Annotated in this window: 16 protein-coding genes; 4 read left to right on the top strand and 12 right to left on the bottom strand. The window is 64.6% G+C overall.

Annotated features, from left to right (window positions below):
• Positions 1–13 precede the first annotated feature (13 nt).
• Entirely contained in the window at positions 14–1,177 is a 1,164-nt protein-coding gene (locus ACIGJG_RS26475) for an acyl-CoA dehydrogenase family protein (RefSeq protein ID WP_483673326.1), read from the bottom strand.
• A gap of 25 nt (positions 1,178–1,202) precedes the next feature.
• Positions 1,203–2,414, bottom strand: a complete 1,212-nt coding sequence (locus ACIGJG_RS26470) for a CaiB/BaiF CoA transferase family protein (RefSeq protein ID WP_483673324.1) — start codon at positions 2,412–2,414, stop codon at positions 1,203–1,205.
• A gap of 216 nt (positions 2,415–2,630) precedes the next feature.
• Between ACIGJG_RS26470 and ACIGJG_RS26465 the strand changes: the two genes are divergently transcribed.
• Entirely contained in the window at positions 2,631–3,797 is a 1,167-nt protein-coding gene (locus tag ACIGJG_RS26465) for a thiolase domain-containing protein (RefSeq protein ID WP_483673322.1), read from the top strand.
• Positions 3,798–3,830: 33 nt separating this feature from the next.
• Complete coding sequence (locus tag ACIGJG_RS26460; RefSeq protein WP_220630216.1) at positions 3,831–4,229, top strand: Zn-ribbon domain-containing OB-fold protein; 399 nt, start codon at positions 3,831–3,833, stop codon at positions 4,227–4,229.
• A 57-nt stretch (positions 4,230–4,286) separates the two neighbouring features.
• Here the strand turns inward: ACIGJG_RS26460 and ACIGJG_RS26455 are convergent, their stop codons facing one another.
• The 6 genes from ACIGJG_RS26455 to ACIGJG_RS26430 form a co-directional block, all read right to left on the bottom strand.
• A complete protein-coding gene (locus ACIGJG_RS26455) occupies positions 4,287–5,663 on the bottom strand; it encodes an MFS transporter (RefSeq protein ID WP_140948900.1) in 1,377 nt (458 codons plus the stop codon).
• 100 nt (positions 5,664–5,763) lie between these two features.
• Positions 5,764–6,936 carry a formylglycine-generating enzyme family protein gene (locus tag ACIGJG_RS26450; RefSeq protein ID WP_140948901.1) on the bottom strand — a complete coding sequence of 391 codons (1,173 nt, stop codon included), beginning with the start codon at positions 6,934–6,936 and terminating at the stop codon, positions 5,764–5,766.
• Between the two features lie 3 nt (positions 6,937–6,939).
• On the bottom strand, positions 6,940–8,568 hold the full coding sequence (locus ACIGJG_RS26445; protein WP_219916577.1) for an arylsulfatase: 1,629 nt from the start codon (positions 8,566–8,568) through the stop codon (positions 6,940–6,942).
• Positions 8,569–8,604: 36 nt separating this feature from the next.
• Entirely contained in the window at positions 8,605–9,702 is a 1,098-nt protein-coding gene (locus tag ACIGJG_RS26440; RefSeq protein WP_483673321.1) for a glycerol dehydrogenase, read from the bottom strand.
• Between the two features lie 34 nt (positions 9,703–9,736).
• Positions 9,737–10,243 carry a 2,4'-dihydroxyacetophenone dioxygenase family protein gene (locus ACIGJG_RS26435; RefSeq protein ID WP_483673320.1) on the bottom strand — a complete coding sequence of 169 codons (507 nt, stop codon included), beginning with the start codon at positions 10,241–10,243 and terminating at the stop codon, positions 9,737–9,739.
• Between the two features lie 79 nt (positions 10,244–10,322).
• Positions 10,323–11,099 (bottom strand): glucose 1-dehydrogenase, encoded by a 777-nt coding sequence (locus tag ACIGJG_RS26430; RefSeq protein WP_011300688.1) that lies wholly within the window; start codon positions 11,097–11,099, stop codon positions 10,323–10,325.
• 338 nt (positions 11,100–11,437) lie between these two features.
• Between ACIGJG_RS26430 and ACIGJG_RS26425 the strand changes: the two genes are divergently transcribed.
• The gene (locus tag ACIGJG_RS26425; RefSeq protein WP_011300689.1) at positions 11,438–12,466 is read left to right on the top strand and encodes an AraC family transcriptional regulator; all 1,029 of its coding nucleotides are present in this window, start codon (positions 11,438–11,440) and stop codon (positions 12,464–12,466) included.
• Between the two features lie 159 nt (positions 12,467–12,625).
• On the opposite strand, the gene ACIGJG_RS26420 is transcribed toward ACIGJG_RS26425, so the two are convergent.
• Entirely contained in the window at positions 12,626–12,793 is a 168-nt protein-coding gene (locus tag ACIGJG_RS26420; protein WP_041680237.1) for a hypothetical protein, read from the bottom strand.
• Positions 12,794–13,098: 305 nt separating this feature from the next.
• Here ACIGJG_RS26420 and ACIGJG_RS26415 point away from each other — a divergent pair, with 305 nt between their 5' ends.
• The gene (locus ACIGJG_RS26415) at positions 13,099–14,343 is read left to right on the top strand and encodes an MFS transporter (RefSeq protein WP_483673319.1); all 1,245 of its coding nucleotides are present in this window, start codon (positions 13,099–13,101) and stop codon (positions 14,341–14,343) included.
• A 4-nt stretch (positions 14,344–14,347) separates the two neighbouring features.
• Here the strand turns inward: ACIGJG_RS26415 and cyoD are convergent, their stop codons facing one another.
• The 3 genes from cyoD to cyoB are packed head-to-tail and all read right to left on the bottom strand — an operon-like array spanning position 14,348 to position 17,387.
• Complete coding sequence (gene cyoD / locus ACIGJG_RS26410; protein ID WP_483673318.1) at positions 14,348–14,743, bottom strand: cytochrome o ubiquinol oxidase subunit IV; 396 nt, start codon at positions 14,741–14,743, stop codon at positions 14,348–14,350.
• On the bottom strand, positions 14,740–15,402 hold the full coding sequence (gene cyoC, locus ACIGJG_RS26405) for a cytochrome o ubiquinol oxidase subunit III (protein ID WP_483673317.1): 663 nt from the start codon (positions 15,400–15,402) through the stop codon (positions 14,740–14,742). Before cyoC ends, cyoD begins: the two co-directional genes overlap by 4 nt.
• A 5-nt stretch (positions 15,403–15,407) precedes the next feature.
• Positions 15,408–17,387 carry a cytochrome o ubiquinol oxidase subunit I gene (cyoB, locus tag ACIGJG_RS26400; RefSeq protein ID WP_011300694.1) on the bottom strand — a complete coding sequence of 660 codons (1,980 nt, stop codon included), beginning with the start codon at positions 17,385–17,387 and terminating at the stop codon, positions 15,408–15,410.
• Positions 17,388–17,389 lie beyond the last annotated feature (2 nt).

Here is a 17,389-nt window from a genome sequence, read left to right as displayed (position 1 = left end):
TCTCTCTCCGGATTCAGCGAAGGCCGAGCTGACGCGCGATGATGCCGCGCAGAATCTGGCGCGTACCGCCGCGCAGCGAGAAGCTCGGGCAAAGCTGGGTGATATAGGCAAGCGCGCGTTGCAGCGACTCCGACGGAACGAAGCCGGGCATCTGCTCCATGGCTGCGGCGATCCAGCCCGGCACGGTCTGCTCGAACTCGGTGCCGAGGTCCTTCACGTAGGCGGCATCGGTCTCGGGGTTCTGCCCCTTGTCGAGCAGGTCCGCCACGGCGAGCGACATCGCGCGCAGCGTCGCGAGACGGCCAGCAATGCGACCGGCGATAGCTTTGACGGAATCCGGTACCGCCAGGCCCGACGCACGCACTTCCGCCAGCCACGTCTCGGCGATCAGCTGGCTGGTCAGGATGCGTTCCGGGCCGCTGCGCTCGAATGCGAGTTCCGCGGTGACCTGCTTCCAGCCCGAGCCTTCCTCGCCCACGATCGCGTCGGAGGGCAGGTCGACATCCTCGAACACCACCTCGCAGAAATGGGCGTCGCCGGCAAGGTCCCTGATCGGGCGATAGTGGATGCCCGGCAGGCTCAGGTCTATCAGCACCTGTGACAAGCCCTTGTGGCGGTCGCCATGCTGGCCCGACGTGCGTACCAGCGCGCACATGTATTGGGTGCGGTGCGCATTGGTCGTCCAGATCTTGCGGCCGTTCAGACGCCAGCCTTTTTCGGTGCGCACGGCACGCGTGCGCACGCTGGACAGGTCGGAGCCCGTATCGGGCTCGCTCATGCCGATGCACATGAAGATCTCGCCGCGCACCATGCGCGGCACGAAGTACTCGCGCTGGGCGGGCGTGCCGAACTTCAGGATCAGCGGTGCGGTTTGCCGGTCGGCGAACCAGTGGGCCGATACCGGTGCGCCGGCGGCAATCAGTTCTTCCACGAGCACGAAGCGGGCGAACGCGCTGCGCCCTGCTCCGCCGTACTCGGCGGGCAGCGCAAGGCCGAGCCAGCCCTGTTTTGCCAGCGCGCGGCTGAACTCGGCGTCATAGCCCATCCACGTGCGGGCCCGGATATGCGTCGGCACATCGGCGAGCTTCTGCTGCAGGAATGCGCGGATCGGTGCGCGCAGCGCTTCGTCTTCGGCCGGAATCGCGACGAGCGGGAGGGATTCAAGGTTGGTGGTCAAGTGAGGACTCCTGAATCTAGGCGGGTTACCGGGTTTCGGGGGCAAGCATCGTTGCGCCCGACTCGGCCAGCTTGCGGATCTCTGCCGCGCTGTAGCCGGCCTCGGCCAGCACCTCGGCGCTGTGCTCGCCCAGGCGCGGCGCCTGGCGCGAGACCTGCGGCGACGATTTGGACCACACGCTCGGAATGGCCATTGAGCGGATAGCGCCTTCGGTGGGGTGATCCACCACGTCGAAAAAGCCCACGTATTGCAGATGCGGATCGGCCATCAGCGAATCGATGGTGTGAAGCTGCATCACCGGCATATCGGCGGCTTCCAGCACCTCGATCCACTGTGCGGTGGTGCGCGTGGGCATCACCTCGGCGACCATGCGGTATAGCGCGTCGATGTGCTTGGTTCGTTCGCCGATGGTGGCAAAGCGCGGGTCACGGTCCATCAGGTCGGGCTGGCCGACCAGTTCGAAGAACTTGCGCCACTGCTTGTCGTTGTAGAACAGCACGCAGAGATAGCCGTCTTTGGTGCGGTGCGGGCGGCGGTTGTGGTCGAGGATGCGCGCATAGCCACTCGGGCCGATCGGCGGGTCGAACGTGAGGCCGCCCATGTGGTCGCCCAGCACGAACTGCGCCATGGTCTCGAACATCGGCACATCGACGCACTGGCCTTCGCCGGTGCGCGCGCGATGCAGCAGGCCTGCCGTGACTGCGTTCGCGGCAGCGAGCCCAACAATGCGGTCCGCGATGGCGCTGGGCGCGTAGCGCGGCATGTCGGCGCCTGCGGTATGGGCGAGCGACGGAATCGCCACCGCGCCCTGGATCAGGTCGTCATAGGCAGATTTCGCTGCATAAGGACCGCCCTGCCCGTAGCCATAAACGCCCACGTACAGGATGCGCGGATTGACCTTCGCGATCTCTTCATAGCCCAGGTTCAGGCGCGCCATGGCCTGCGGGCGCACGTTGTAGATCAGCACATCGGCGTCCGCCACCAGACGCAGCAGCGCCTCGCGCCCCGCGGCCTGCTTGAGGTCGAGCACGATGCTGCGCTTGCTGCGATTGACGTGCAGGAAGATACCCGCCATGCCGTCATTGCGGCGCGGGCCTACGTCACGCACGGTGTCGCCCGTGGGGGGCTCGACCTTGATCACGTCCGCGCCGAGATCGCCAAGGATCTGCGTCGCGTACGGCCCCATCAGGACCGTCGTCATGTCGACGATGCGAATGCCTTGCAACGGGCCCGTCATGCTGTGCCCCTTGCGTGTTCTGTTACCGCGGAATTCATGCGTGTCTCCTCGAAACTGATGGGCCGATGCTACGGATCGCCGGATTGCGCGTGAAATACTTTCGGTATTTCGGCCAATACATAGCCTGTATTGGAAATTGCACCCCACTTGCCGGAAGATCACGGCGAACGCCGTTTCCAGACGGCCGGCACAACGTTTCCAACTGAGGGTTCGCGCATGAGCATCAAAGGCAAGACATATATCGTCGGGGCATACGAACACCCCACCCGCAAGGCACCGGACAAGTCGGTCGCGCAACTGCATGCCGAAAGCGCCAAGGGCGCGCTGGAAGACGCGGGCCTTACGCTCGCCGACGTCGACGGCTACTTCTGCGCCGGCGACGCGCCGGGCCTTGGCGTGCTCAACATGGTCGACTACCTGGGTCTCAAGCTGCGCCATGTCGATTCCACCGAAGCGGGCGGCTCGTCGTACCTGGTGCACGTGGCCCACGCCGCGCAGGCCATTGCCGCAGGCAAGTGCAACGTCGCGCTGATCACGCTGGCCGGCCGTCCGCGTTCGGAAGGCTCCAGCGGCACCAAGCCGCGAAACTGGGGCAACAACCTGCCCGACCAGCCGTTCGAGGCACCGTTCAGCCCGCTCACGGTCAATTCGTACGCGATGGTCGCCATGCGCCATATGTACGAGTACGGCACCACGGCCGAACAGCTCGCATGGATCAAGGTCGCGGCATCGCACCACGCGCAGCACAACCCGAATGCGATGCTGCGCGAGATCGTGACCGTTGAAGACGTGCTGAACTCGCCGATGATTTCCGATCCGCTGCGCAAGCTCGACTGCTGCGTGGTGTCCGACGGCGGCGGCGCCCTGATCGTCGCGCGTCCGGAAATCGCGGCAATGCTGAACCGGCCGAAGGTCAAGGTGCTCGGCGCCGGCGAATTCGTGAAGGGGCAGATGGGCGGCCATGTCGACCTTAGCTGGTCGGCCGCGAAGTTCTCGGGCGCGGCAGCATTCGCCGAAGCCGGGGTGACGCCGGCCGACATCAAATACGCCTCGATCTACGACAGCTTCACGATCACCGTGCTGATGCAGCTTGAGGACCTCGGCTTCTGCAAGAAGGGAGACGGCGGCAAGTTCGTGATGGACGGCAACCTGATTTCGGGCGTCGGCAAGCTGCCGTTCAATACCGATGGCGGTGGGCTGTGCAACAACCACCCGGCCAACCGCGGCGGCATCACCAAGGTGATCGAAGCGGTGCGCCAGCTGCGTGGCGAGGCACATCCCGCGGTCCAGGTAAAGAACTGCGACCTCGCCGTGGCGCAGGGCATGGGCGGCCTGCTCGGCTCGCGCCATGGCAGCGCCACGCTGATCCTCGAACGCGAATAATCCGCATCCATATCGAATTACCGAGAACGCATCATGAGCACTCCTTTTATCCCGCAAGTCCTGACGGCGCCTGAAGAGCTGCCGGACAACACCGAGTTCTGGACTGCCGCCCGCGAAGCGCGCCTGCTGGTACGCCACTGCAATGACTGCGGCAAGCCGCACTGGTATCCGCGCACGCTGTGCCCGTTCTGCATGGGCGAGACCACGTGGAAGGCGTCGGCCGGCCGCGGCACGGTCTATTCGTACAGCGTTACGCGCCGTGCCGGGCCGACGCCGTTCTGCATGGCCTATGTCGCGCTCGACGAAGGTGTCACGATGATGACGCGTATCGTCGACTGCGATCTCGATACCGTTCATATCGGCCAGCGGGTCGAGCTGACCTTTACGCCGACGGACAACGGGCCGCCGATGCCCACGTTCCGGCCGCTCTGACCCGACTGCGCAGACGGGCGTTTGCGCGACATCGGCCATGGCAAACGCCCAATGACACTACCTTGCCTCCGACCCGCTTCGCACAGGCGCCATGGCACTCACGCCGGCCGGGCCGCCACTGGCCCGGCGCTTGATCCACAGCGCCGCAGCCGCCATCAGCACGGCTCCCGTCACGATCAGATAGAACAAGCCGGTGCCTGAATTGGCACGGAGCAGGAATCCACCTGCAATCGGCCCGAGAATCCCGCCGATCCGGCCGATGCCGTACATCCAGGCAATGCCCGCGGAGCGCCCATTCGTCGGGTAGAACGCCGCGGCAAGGCCGCCCATGGAAAAGATCGCGCCGTTCAGGCCCACGCCCGCAATAAAGATAATGGCCGGCAACAATGCCGTGCCGGCAGACTGCTGGCCGATCATCCACACCGCCACACCACCGACGACGAATGCCGCCGCCACAGCGGCATTCCGCTCGAATCGGTCCATCAGCCAGCCGACACCGAACGCCCCCACGATGCCGCCCAGCGACAGCAGGCTCGTAGCAAGCGTCGCTTCGCGCAGTGACGCTCCGGATTCCTGGACCAGCGTTGGCATCCACCCCATCAGCAGATAGTAGGAGAACGTTCCGACGCAGTACGTGACCCACAGCATGATGGTGCCGGTACGCAGCGGCCTGGACAGCATTGCCGCCATCCCTGACTTGCGGTCCGTCGCCTGCTCCTCGGAAAAGACGAAGCGCACGCCGTCGAAGTCACGCCCTGGCGCGATGCGCCGCAAAACCGCCGCGATCCGCTGCGCCGGCCAGTCGCGCATCACCATGAAGCGCATTGGCTCGGGCAGAGAAAACTGGACAACCAGTGCCAGAACGATAGGCAGCACGGCGCCGGCCACGAACAGGCTTTTCCACCCATAGCCCGGCACCAGTACGCCCGCTGTGACACCGCACAGCGCGGCGCCAAGCATGCCGCCGCAGCCCATGGCATTGACGGTCAGCGCACTGCGCCGTGCCGGCGCATATTCGAACACCAGCGTCGTCGCCCCCGGCACCGCCGCCCCGATGCCGATCCCAGTGAACAATCGCCACAGGCCAAGCGACAACGGCGAAGTGGCCGTAATGCTGCAGAGGCTGCAGATGCCGAACACCAGCATCGAGAAGACCATCACCGTCTTCGGGGTGGTGCGATCGAACAGCGGTCCGGCCAGCAGCGCCCCAATGGCCATCCCGAAGATGGAGGCACTCATCACCGGGCCCAGCACGTCCTTGCCGACGTGCCACTCCTGCATCAGTGCCGGCACAACGAAGCCGACGGCGAATGCATCGTAGGTATCCACCGCGATCGTCAGGAAGCACACCGCCAGGATCAGCCACTGGTAGGGGGAAAATCGTTCTTCGTCGATCAGTCGCTTGACGTCGACAATGGGGCGCGTATCTGTCATTTGTCTCCTCCGTTGTGTATGGATTTGTTTTCGTTGCGGCGCGGGTGTTGTCCTACATGCACCCGAACCTGGGACGTTCCCTCACGATGGCTTCTCCTTGCTATCGAGCCATGCTGTCCTTCGCGCGGTCCGCCTGGCCGCGTGTTGCCGCCCAGCGGCTGTCGTCCATGACCAGACGGAAGCCGAGGTGCGACATGCTGTTGTACGGGTCCGTGCCCCGCCGCGCGCTGGGGCGGTAGCTGAGGCAATAGTCCTCGTTGCACAGGAACGAGCCACCGCGCGTGACACGCTTGGGCGCATCGGTGGGCACGCCGGCATCGTCCGGGTCCCAGGAAGAGACGGGCCCCTTCGGGTCGTCAACGCGCCGGCCGGCGGCGGCTTCTTGCCGGAACTGGTCGGCCCGATACCAGTCGGCAACCCACTGCCAGGCGTTTCCGGTCATGTCATAGAGTCCGTAGCCGTTCTCGGGGAAGGTGCCGACCGGGCTGGTGCCCAGCGCGCCGCCCGCCTTGGGGCTGGCGACCGGGAAAGGCTGTGCCTGCTGTCCCTGCCAGACGTTGGCCATCTGCCGGCCTTCCGGCGCGAACGTCCCGCCCCAGGCATAGGTCGCCTGCTCCAGCCCGCCACGGGCGGCGAACTCCCATTCGGCCTCTGTCGGCAGACGCTTGCCAACCCACCGTGCATACGCCTGCGCGTCTTCATACGACACCTGGACAACCGGATGGTCATCCTTGCCGTCGATCGACGTGCCGGGCCCGCCCGGATGGCGCCAGTCGGCCCCCGGTACGTAGCGCCACCACTGCGAGTAGTCTTTCAGCGGCACCGGACGTGACGTGCCAACGAAGACCATGCCGCCCGGCACCAGCGCACTGTCGGGCGGTCGCGGCGTGCCAGCGGGCAGTTGGACCCTCAGGGTTTCCCACTCGGGCTTGCGTTCGGCGGTCGAGACATAGCCCGTTGCCTTCACGAAATCCCGGAACTGGGCATTGGTGACGTGATGGCGGTCCATCCAGAACCCGTGCACCCGCACCTTGTGCGCGGGCTTCTCATTGGGCTGCGCCATGTTGCTGTCGCTGCCCATCAGGAATTCGCCGCCGGGAATGTGCGCCATCCCGGCGGGCCCGTTCACACCGTCGCCAATCGTGATGGCAGGCGCCGCCGCGGGTGGCGTGGTCCCACTCACGCCCCAGCGGGCATAGCCAGTCGCGACCGCAACCGCGCTGCCCGCCAGGATCACGAGAAGCGCCCGCGTCGCTGTTCTGCGCTGGATCACGCCTTACTCCCTGATCGCCGCCTGTTGCTGCTGCCGCTGCCGCAACTGCTGTTGCTGCTGCAGAAAGTCCTGGACCATGTTTGAACGGTCGAACGACTTGGCAGGCTGCACCGGCGGATAGTCCGCGATGGTCTTGAGGTGACTGGCGATCAGTTCATTCATCGGGCCGGAGATCCACTGGGCCTTTTGCAGCAGGTGACCATAGGCGTCCTTGCTGTCATAGCTTTCGAACGGATCGCTGCGCAGGTTGAAGAGCATCGTGACGCTGCGCGGCTGGAGCGTGCCGTAGTAATCCTCCTTGAGCGAGAAGTGCAGCTTCCATGGGCCCATGCGCACGGCCGTGAGCTTGTTCTCGTAGTAGTACAGGAAGTCCTTGCGTGCACTGTCAGCGGTCTTTCCCGTCCAGTAGTCGAGGTTGTTGATGCCGTCGATGTACTGATGCTTCTCGCGCTTCATCTGCCCGACGACGTCCGGCACGCCCGCAATCGCAGCGAATGTCGTGAACATGTCCTGGTGCGCCTGGATGCCGTTCTTGATCTGGCCCGGCTTGATGACACCGGGCCAGCGCAGCATGGAGACCACGCGCACGCCGCCTTCATAGGTCGTCATCTTTTCGCCGCGGAACGGCGTGGTCGATCCGTGCGGCCACGAGACATGTTCCGGCCCGTTGTCGGTCGAGTACCAGACGATGGTGTTTTTGTCGAGGCCGCTGCGCTTGAGGTATTCCAGCACGAGGCCGATGTCGTGGTCATGCTGCAGCATGCCGCTGCCCTGCATGTCGTCTTCATGCGTGTACTTGGCCGCCGCGTACCGCCACTTGTCGTTCAGGTGGGTATAGAGGTGCATGCGGCTGGTGTTGAGCCAGACAAAGAAAGGCTTGTCCTTCTGCTTCGCGCCCTGCATGAAGTCGATGGCTTTGGGAATGACCTCGGCGGCGTCGAAGTCCTCCATCCGCTTTTTCGTCAGCGGGCCGGTGTCCTCGATCTTCTGTTTGCCGACGGGACCGAAGCGCGGCATGTCGGTCGGATCGTCGTTGTCCGTGGCATAGGTGTGCAGTACGCCGCGCGGTGCGAATTTCTGCGCGAAGGCCTTGCCACCACCGGGGTAGCCGTTCGCATAAGCCTGGTAGTCGTGGTTCTCGGGAAGCTCTTCGGTATTCAGGTGGTAGAGGTTGCCAAAGAACTCGTCAAAGCCGTGGACCGTGGGCAGGTGCGAGTTGCGGTCGCCCATATGGCTCTTTCCAAAGAAACCGGTGCGGTAGCCGGCTTGCTTCATCACTTCGCCAAGGCTTGGCGATGCCGGCTGCCAGCCAAGCTTGTCGCCGGGCTGGCCAACGGTGGTCATGCCCGAGCGGATCGGATACTGGCCGGTAATGAACGCCGCGCGGCCCGCCGTGCAGGAAGGCTGGGCGTACTGGTCGGTAAAGCGGATGCCCTCCATGCCGATGCTGTCGATATTCGGTGTCGTGTAGCCCATCACGCCCATGCCGTACGCGCTGACGTTCTCCCAGCCGATGTCGTCGCCCCAGATGACGAGGATATTTGGCCGCGCCTGCTGTGCCCCGGCGGCGAACGGACTCATGGCGGCGACGGTGGCCGTAACGGCCACCAGCCGCTTCAATGTGTGCATCATGGATAGTTGCTCCTGCAGAGAAGGATTTCCCGCCGGTCAGCTGAGCGCCAGCGTGCCGATACTGTCGGCATGCGCGAGCGCCGCAGCCAGTTGCTGAGGGTTGAGAGAAGGGCTGATGACGTTGCTCGTCTGTCCCGCCAACGTGGCCTGGACGATGGTGGCAATGCTGTCGTGATGGTTCTCGGGCGCCACCCCGAGCTGTTGCAGCGTGACAGGCAGGCCGACCGCGCAGAGCAGATCGACAAGTTCTGCGATCTCCTCCTGGTCTCGCTGCTCGGCCACCAGTTGGACCAGCGCACCAAAGGCGACCTGTTCGCCATGCAGCGCCTGCGCCATGCCGGGGACCGCGCTGAAGCCGCGCGTCAGCGCATGGGCAAGCGCCAGTCCTCCGCCTTCGAAGCCCAGGCCACTGAGCAGCACGGTCGCCTCGACCACACGTTCCACGGCTTCATTGGGCTCCTGGCGCCGGATAGCTTCGCAGGCGGCAGGTCCGTGTTTGACCAGTGTTTCATAGGTAGCGCCAGCGAGCAGCAATGCCGTATCCAGCGGCGGCGTTCCGAATGCGTTGTTGCGTCCCGTCGCCCTGCATTGCGCAGCCTCGAATTTCTTGCTGATGGCGTCGCCGATGCCGGCGGCGAAGAAGCGCACCGGCGCCTGCGCGATGACCTGCGTGTCGACGATCACCGCTGCGGGATTGGTCTTCAGGAATTCGGCGCCTTCCGGCCGGTGTGCATCGTCGTACAGGACAATCACGCGGCTCGTCGGCGCATCGTTCGACGCAATGGTCGGAGAAATGACAATGGGAACGTCAAGCGCGCGCGCCACGCCCTTGGCGGTGTCGAGTGCCTTGCCGCCGCCCAGGCCAATGACCACGTCATGGCTGCCCTGCGACGCCTGATCCACCATCCCGGCGATCACCGCCCGCGTGCATTCCCCGGGAAAGGCCAGTTGCCTTGCCGCGACTCCGGCTTCGCACAGTGCCTGCGCCACGGCGGGCCAGACCTTCTCCGCGACGATGGCGTCGCAGATCGCCAACGGGCGCCGCCAGCCCATGCGCTGCAGTAGCGGGGGCAGTTGCCGCAGGGCGCCAGGCCCTTGCAGATATTGCCCCGGAAAACCCATCGTACGCACCATACAGATCGCCTCCGTCAAGATTGGCGTGCTGCGGTCAGGCCGCGTACGTCGGGACCGCGGCGGCGATGTACCGCAAGCCGTTGTCCTGCTCGCGGATTGCGCGGTCCACCCAGTTCTTGATCACGCCTGCGTCGGACAGGCCGAGGTAAGTGCCGTCCTGCGTGAAGTTCACGTTGCAGCCAGACAGCATGAAGATGACCTCGGTCTGTCCTTCGTTATCACGCGGCGTATTGAACTGGTGGATCGAGCCGCCCGGCTCGTACAGGTAGCAACCGGCGGTCTGATTCTGGCCGGGATATTCCGTGTAGTACCAGCAGCCCGAGATGGTGTACATGTGCACTGTGCCGGTGTGGAAGTGCAGCGGCAGCGTGAGGCCGGGCGCGAAGCTCGCGCGCATCACCATCAGGCCGTTGTACGGGTCCATGAAAAGCGGAAAGATGTCGGTGCCCTCATGCCCGCCAAGCGCTTTCAGGAAGGGATGGGCGGTAGTGTCTACGGTCAGGAGTTTTTCCTGGTGCGTGATAGTGGCGGGGAGCGTCATGGGTGCGGGTTTCCTTTGTTGCAGGGATCTTGTATGGGTGTCGGTGAAGGCAGAACCGTCAGTGGACAGTGGTCAGTGGTCAGTGGCAGGCGTAGCCGCCATCGATAACCAGTTCGGTGCCGGTGACATAGGTCGACTCGTCGCTGGCCAGATAGAGCACGGCGCCAGCCACCTCGTCCGGCGTGCCTCTGCGCTTCAGCGGAATCTCGCCGCCGATGCGCACGCGCGACGCCGTGACCTCGTCCGCGGTCAGGCTGCCGCCGGCGTTGCTGCCGGCAAGCAGCGGCGTATCGATGTAGCCCGGATGGAGGCTGTTGACGCGGATCGCATAGCCCTTTTCCGCGCAGTGCAGCGCGACGGATTTGGACAAGAAGCGCACGCCCGCCTTGGAGGCGCTGTAGGCCAGCGCCACGGGCTCGCCGCAAATGGCCGTAATCGACGACACGTTGATGATCGATCCGCCCTTCTGCTTCATCAGGGCCAGTCCATGCTTGCAGCCGAGGAAGACGCTCTTCAGGTTGACGTTGAGGGTGCGGTCGAAATCCTCGGTCGTGCAGGTCTCGATGTTGTGCGAGATGGCAATGCCGGCGTTGTTCACGAGCACGTCGAGCCGGCCGTCGACAGCGCCGATGTGTTCGAGCACCCGCAGCCAGTCGTTTTCCTGCGTGACGTCGTGCCGCAGGAAAACCACCGCGAGGCCCGCGCCTTGCAGTTCGCTTTCGGTAGCGTGCCCCGCAGCCCCGTTAATGTCCGTGAAATAGACCCGGGCGCCTTCTTGCGCCAGCCGCCTTGTGAAGGCGAGACCCATGCCGGAGGCACCTCCGGTAACGAGCGCGATCTTGCCCTGCATCCGCATATTGAATCCTGTTGAATCGAAGGGTCATGGGCGGCACACGGAACGATGCCGGCGCCGATCAGGCGACTGACACTTGGGCGACGCGCGGGCGTGGGCACGAACGATCCCCCGCCGCACGTCGACGTGCAGCGTCAGGAATGAGTCGGTTGCCGGAGGGCTGTCTCCTTCTGTGGTCAGAAGCCGAGCTTTGGGAGCTCTTGTATTGAGTGCAAATGCTAAGTTGGCGCAAAGGGTGGCGCCATGGCATATTTAGACAGAAAATAATCATTTTCAGACAGCCACGGGTTGTTCCCATGTGATCCCGTTGACTGCCGGGCAATTGCCGACTTACCAGATTGATGACTTCGAATTCGCAGGCTTCTCGCCATAACACCGCCAGCGTGCAACTGCTGCTCCAATTCGGCCTCGACCACGGCCTTTCCGGAGACCGTTGCCTTGCGCGCACAGGGCTCGACTGGCGACGCCTGGCCGAACCTGGCTTCGCCATCGACGCGAGGCAGGAACTCGAGCTGATCCGCAACCTCGTGAACGCGCTCGGGCATCTTCCCGGGCTTGGCATACAGGCCGGGTTGCGCTACCGGCTGGCCAACTACGGCATCTGGGGCTTCGCGCTGCTGAGTTGTCCCACACTGCGCAGTGCCATTCACATGGCAGTCCGTTTCCTTGAGCTTTCGTATCCGCTATCCGAGATCAATGAGGCATTCGAGGGCGACCGCGTCGTTACCACCATCGACGACAGTGGGCTACCCGAAGACGTGCGCGATTTCATCGTCGACCGCGACATAGCCAGTTCCGTCAGTTTCGTTCGCGACCTGATCGGCACAGCGCTGCCGGTGGAAAGCGTGACGCTGCGTCGACCCGAACCCGCCGATGCGAGTCCCTGGCAGGTGCTGTTCGGATGCTCGCCCGTGTTCGGCGCAGACAAGAATCGCGTCGTCAAGAACGCGGCGGACTATCTCGACCGGCCGCTGCCGGGCGCAAGCGCGGAAGTCGCGCGCCAGTGCGAGTTGCAATGCGAGGCGCTGCTGGCAAGCCGACGTGCCCGCAGCGGCTTCGCCGGACAGGTCCGCGCACGGCTGGTGGCGAAGCCCGGCTCGCTGCCCGGTGCCGAGGCACTTGCTGCGGACCTGAACATGACTTCACGCACGTTGCATCGGCGCCTCGCGGGCGAAGGCACCAGTGTCCGCCAGTTGCAGGAGGAAGTACGCGAATCCCTCGCCGACGAACTGCTGGCGAGCGGCCTCCCGCTGACGCAGGTTGGCGAGGCGCTCGGGTATGGAGAGGTATCGAACTTCATTCGCGCCTATCGCCGCTGGAAGGGTTCGACGCCTCACCAGCATCGCAAGGTTTTGAGCGATCGACGCTGAGCAGCTTCGGGGCCTGGAAGCCATAGAACGCCGGCCGTTTCCCCTGGAAAAATGGGGTACGGAAATACGACAGCGCCCCGCTGCCGGGGCGCCCTGGACCGAAGGGCCGGTCGTTACACGGTCAGAACGTCGAACCTGCGTCAGATCCCCTCATGACCATCAGGAATCCTTGGTCCGGGTCCTGGAGACAGCGCCCATGATCCCGAGACCAAGCACTATCAGGCATGCAATGCCGATATAGACCGGCGCCAGGCCCGCAATCGACAGCCCCCAGGCGATCCCGCCTACGAGCACCAGCAATCCGATCAGGTAGAGCGCGAAAGACATAAGGCACCTCCGTGCAGTGAGTCGGCTAAAGTCAATGTAGTTGCCCGCGCACTGCCTCAGCATCGGAGGACGGCGCAACGATGCGTAGGCGGGTTCTGACTTCGCGGGTGCAGCGACGGCCACGCGTCCGGCGTGCACCGCGCAGGTCAGGCGGCGCATCAGGCACCGCCTGCAAGGCTCGCCGTTTTGCGTCACAATGCGCACTCGCGCTGCGCCGGAGCGCGCTGGCAACCAATGAGGCGGGACGCAGATGCCCGCCCGCCAGCGAGCAGCGACTGGACAACAACCCCTCGCGCTCTCACCCCATGACGGCTCCGCACGGAACCCCCGACTCGCTTTCTCTTTCCGCCTCCACCACCGACAACCCAGCCTCTACGGCACATAGCCGCCGCGCCTTGCTCGCGCTTGGCGTGGGCAGCTTTGGCATCGGCACTGGCGAATTCGTCATCATGGGCCTGTTGCCCGACGCCGCACGCGACCTTGCCATCACGATCCCGCAAGCCGGGCACCTGATCAGCGCCTATGCGCTGGGCGTGGTCATCGGCGCGCCGCTGCTGGCTGTGCTCGGCGCACGTTTGCCGCGGCGCAATCTGCTGATCGCGCTGATGGCGGCCTTTGCCATCGGCAATTTCGCCAGCGCATTTGCGCCCTCCTACGCTTCCATGCTCATCGCGCGGCTGCTGACCGGCTTTCCGCATGGCACCTACTTCGGCGTGGCGGCACTGGTGGCGGCGGGACTGGTGCCCCGCGAACGTCGCGGACAGGCGGTGGGCCTGGTCATGCTAGGGCTGACTGTCGCCACGCTGGTTGGCGTGCCGATTGCCGCTACGGTCGGCACCTGGCTTGGCTGGCGCGCCGCCTTCATGATCGTCGGCGCAATCGGTGCGCTGACGGCATGGCTGGTGTGGTGCTGGGTCCCGTTCTTCCCGGCCGATCGCAAGGCGAGCCCGCTGCGCGAGCTGACTGCACTGCGCCGCAAGCAGGTGTGGCTGACGCTCGGAATTGGCGCGATCGGCTTTGGCGGCATGTTCGCGGTGTTCAGCTATATCAAACCCGCCATGCTTGAAGTGGCGCAAATGCCGGCGAGCGCGATTCCGTTTGTGCTCGCACTGTTCGGTATGGGCATGGTCAGCGGGAACCTTGCCGGCGCGAAGCTCGCCGACAAGGCCCTGATGCCAGCCATCGGCGGCGTGCTGGTGTGGTCGGCACTGGTGATTGGGTCGTTCACGCTGACCGCGCCGCATGCGTGGCTGGCCGCGGTCAACGTGCTGCTGATCGGGACCGTCGTCGCGCTCGGCCCGGCGCTGCAGATCCGCCTGATGGACGTAGCGGGCGACGCCCAGACACTGGCCGCCGCGCTCAATCACTCGGCCTTCAATATGGCCAATGCCCTGGGCGCGTGGTTGGGCGGCGTAAGCATTGCCGCCGGGCTGGGCTGGACGTCGACCGGATGGGTCGGCGCCCTGCTCGCTTTGGGCGGTCTCGTCGTGTTTGCGTGGTCGGTGCTGGCCATGCAGGGCCGTGGCGTATCCGTGCCGCAAACGTCCTGATCGCTCAGTCCTTCGCCCGCGCCCGCTCGAACGTCATTTGCGTCGGCATCATATTGGTGTCGGCGTTATGCATGACCCACAGCGAGCCGGCGATGACGATTACGATCAGCCCGAACGTACACGCGAAGATCCCGCTATTGCCGCGCTGGCCCTTGCCGATGCCGAGATGCAGGAAGAAGCTCAGTTGCACAAGCAACTGGGCAACGCACAGCCCGACGATAACCGGCAAACCCATGCCGGGCGGCAGCGCGCCGCTCATCACGGCGCCGAACGAGGCAAAGGTCAGGACGAGCGATAGCGCGAAGCCGATCGCATAGCTGCGCGGCGATCCATGCGAGCCGTCGTGAGCAGCCGCATCATGCGCGGCGTGAGTAGCGTGCGAAGCGTGAGAAGTCGTCATGCGAAGGCCCTCAGGTAGACGAACGTAAAGACGCAGATCCAGACCAGGTCCAGGAAGTGCCAGAACAGGCTCAGGCACGCGAGCCGTCGGCGCACGACGGCGTCGAGCCCGAACGCCTGCATCTGGTGGGCGAGCACGACGATCCACGCGAGCCCGGCCGCCACGTGCATGCCGTGCGTGCCGACCAGCATGAAGAACGCCGACAGCGCCGCGCTGCGCTGCGGGCCGGCGCCCTCATGCAGCAACTCTCGGAATTCGTAGATCTCCATGCCGATGAAGCACGCGCCGAGCATGAACGTGATCGCGAGCCAGCGGATCACGTCGCGCACCTCGCCACGGCCATTCTTGATGCTCATCATCGCCATGCCGAAGGTGTAGCTGCTGCACAGCAGCAGCATGGTTTCGACCAGCACGAAACGCAGGTCGAACAGCTCGCGCCCGGTCGGGCCGCCGGCCGTGTGGTTGCCGAGCACGCCGTAGGTGGCGAACAGCACGGCGAAGATGAGGCAGTCGCTCATCAGGTAGAGCCAGAAGCCGAGCGTCGTGTGGCCTTCGCTGGCATGGGCGTCGTGCTCAGCACCGGTGTGTGCTGCGTGATGGACGCCGGCGCTGTGGGGAACGGCAACCGCGTCCGTCCCGATCTTGTAAGTGGTTTCCATGTCTGTCAGAGAGTGGCTTGCCGCATCTGCTCGAAGCGCGCGCGTTCGGTGCGCTCGACTTCCTCCGCCGGCACGTAGTAGTCGACGTCGCGGTCATACGAGCGCGCAATGAAGGTGGCGATCATCCCGGCAAGACCGGCCCCGGCCAGCCACCAGATGTGCCACACGAAGCCGAAGCAGAGCACCAGCCCGAACATCGACACGATAAAGCCCGCCGCCGTCGGGCGCGGCATGTGGATGTCTTCGTAGCGCGCCGGCGCCTGCCATGCGCGTCCAGCTTCCTTGTCGTCCCAATGCTGCTCGAGCGACGTGATGTTCGGCACGATCGCGAAGTTGTAGTGCGGCGCGGGCGACGGCGTCGACCATTCGAGACTGCGCGCGTTCCACGGGTCGCCGGTCAGGTCGCGGTTCTGCTCGCGGTCGCGCACGCTGACGTAGATCTGCCACAGCAGTGCCAGGATGCCGGCGCCGATGATGAGCGCGCCGATCATCGCAACGATGAGCCACGGCTGCCATTCGGGGTTGACGTAGTGGTTCATCCGGCGCGTCATGCCCTTCATGCCAAGGCCGTACAGCGGCAGGAACGCCAGGCAGAAGCCGATCAGCCAGCACCAGAACGACACCTTGCCCCAGAACTCGTTGAGCCGGAAGCCGAACACCTTCGGGAACCAGAACGACATGGCCGCCAGGCAGCCGAACACCACGCCGCCAATGATCACGTTATGGAAGTGGGCAACCAGGAACAGGCTGTTGTGCAGCACGAAATCCGCGCCGGGCACCGCCAGCAGCACGCCGGTCATGCCGCCGATGGCGAAGGTCACCATAAAGCCGATGGTCCACAGCGTCGACGAATGGAAGCGGATCCGCCCGCGGTACATCGTGAACAGCCAGTTGAACAGCTTCACACCGGTCGGGATCGAGATGATCGACGTCATGATGCCGAAGAACGCATTGACGTTGGCGCCCGATCCCATCGTGAAGAAGTGGTGCAGCCAGACGAAGAACGACAGCACGCCGATCGACGAAGTCGCGTACACCATCGACTTGTAGCCGAACAGCGGCTTGCGCGAGAACGTGGCGATGATTTCCGAGAACGCGCCGAAGCACGGCAGGATCAGCACATAGACCTCGGGGTGGCCCCAGATCCAGATCAGGTTCACGTACATCATGGCGTTGCCGCCAAGCTCGTTCGTGAAGAAGTGCATGTCGAGGTAGCGGTCGGCCGTCAGCAGCGCGAGCGTGGCGGTCAGCACCGGGAAGATCGCGACGATCAGGATGTTGGTGATCAGTGCGGTCCACGTGAACACCGGCATCTTCATCAGGTTCATGCCCGGGGCGCGCATGCGCAGGATCGTCGCGATGAAGTTGATGCCCGTGAGCGTCGTCCCCAGCCCCGATATCTGCAGCGACCAGATGTAGTAGTCGACCCCGACTGTCGGGCTATACCCGAGCCCTGACAGCGGCGGATAAGCGACCCAGCCCGTGGCCGCGAAGTCGCCGACGAACATCGACATCATCACCAGCACGGCGCCGACCGCCGACATCCAGAAGCTCAGCGAGTTGACGAACGGGAACGCAACGTCGCGCGCGCCAATCTGCAGCGGGACGATGACGTTCATCAGGCCGAGGATGAACGGCGTGGCCACGAAGAAGATCATGATCACGCCATGCGCCGTGAAGATCTGGTCGTAGTGATGCGGCGGCAGGTAGCCCGCGGCCTCGCCCACGGCAATGGCCTGCTGCGTGCGCATCATGATGGCATCGGCAAAGCCACGCAGCAGCATGATCAGCGCCATGATGATGTACATGACGCCGATGCGCTTGTGGTCGACCGAGCAGATCCACTCGGTCCACAGATAGGACCATTTGCGGTAGTAAGTGATGGCGCCCACCAGGGCGCCGCCGAGCAGCAGCACCGCCACCAGCGTGCCCATGATGATGGGCTCGTGGGTGGGGATGGCCGCGAGGGTGAGTTTTCCAAACATGG

It is taken from the genome of Cupriavidus sp. C1SS-2L (assembly GCF_057073735.1).
This window is presented reverse-complemented; position numbering and strand designations above follow the sequence as displayed.

What these genes read in the sequence shown, in the direction of transcription:
- ACIGJG_RS26470 (WP_483673324.1), bottom strand. Translation starts at nt 2,414, where the DNA reads ATGACGGGCCCGTTGCAAGGCATTCGCATCGTCGACATGACGACGGTC.
- ACIGJG_RS26465 (WP_483673322.1), top strand. Translation starts at nt 2,631, where the DNA reads ATGAGCATCAAAGGCAAGACATATATCGTCGGGGCATACGAACACCCC.
- ACIGJG_RS26460 (WP_220630216.1), top strand. Translation starts at nt 3,831, where the DNA reads ATGAGCACTCCTTTTATCCCGCAAGTCCTGACGGCGCCTGAAGAGCTG.
- ACIGJG_RS26455 (WP_140948900.1), bottom strand. Translation starts at nt 5,663, where the DNA reads ATGACAGATACGCGCCCCATTGTCGACGTCAAGCGACTGATCGACGAA.
- ACIGJG_RS26445 (WP_219916577.1), bottom strand. Translation starts at nt 8,568, where the DNA reads ATGATGCACACATTGAAGCGGCTGGTGGCCGTTACGGCCACCGTCGCC.
- ACIGJG_RS26440 (WP_483673321.1), bottom strand. Translation starts at nt 9,702, where the DNA reads ATGGTGCGTACGATGGGTTTTCCGGGGCAATATCTGCAAGGGCCTGGC.
- ACIGJG_RS26435 (WP_483673320.1), bottom strand. Translation starts at nt 10,243, where the DNA reads ATGACGCTCCCCGCCACTATCACGCACCAGGAAAAACTCCTGACCGTA.
- ACIGJG_RS26430 (WP_011300688.1), bottom strand. Translation starts at nt 11,099, where the DNA reads ATGCGGATGCAGGGCAAGATCGCGCTCGTTACCGGAGGTGCCTCCGGC.
- ACIGJG_RS26425 (WP_011300689.1), top strand. Translation starts at nt 11,438, where the DNA reads ATGACTTCGAATTCGCAGGCTTCTCGCCATAACACCGCCAGCGTGCAA.
- ACIGJG_RS26420 (WP_041680237.1), bottom strand. Translation starts at nt 12,793, where the DNA reads ATGTCTTTCGCGCTCTACCTGATCGGATTGCTGGTGCTCGTAGGCGGG.
- ACIGJG_RS26415 (WP_483673319.1), top strand. Translation starts at nt 13,099, where the DNA reads ATGACGGCTCCGCACGGAACCCCCGACTCGCTTTCTCTTTCCGCCTCC.
- cyoD (WP_483673318.1), bottom strand. Translation starts at nt 14,743, where the DNA reads ATGACGACTTCTCACGCTTCGCACGCTACTCACGCCGCGCATGATGCG.
- cyoC (WP_483673317.1), bottom strand. Translation starts at nt 15,402, where the DNA reads ATGGAAACCACTTACAAGATCGGGACGGACGCGGTTGCCGTTCCCCAC.
- cyoB (WP_011300694.1), bottom strand. Translation starts at nt 17,387, where the DNA reads ATGTTTGGAAAACTCACCCTCGCGGCCATCCCCACCCACGAGCCCATC.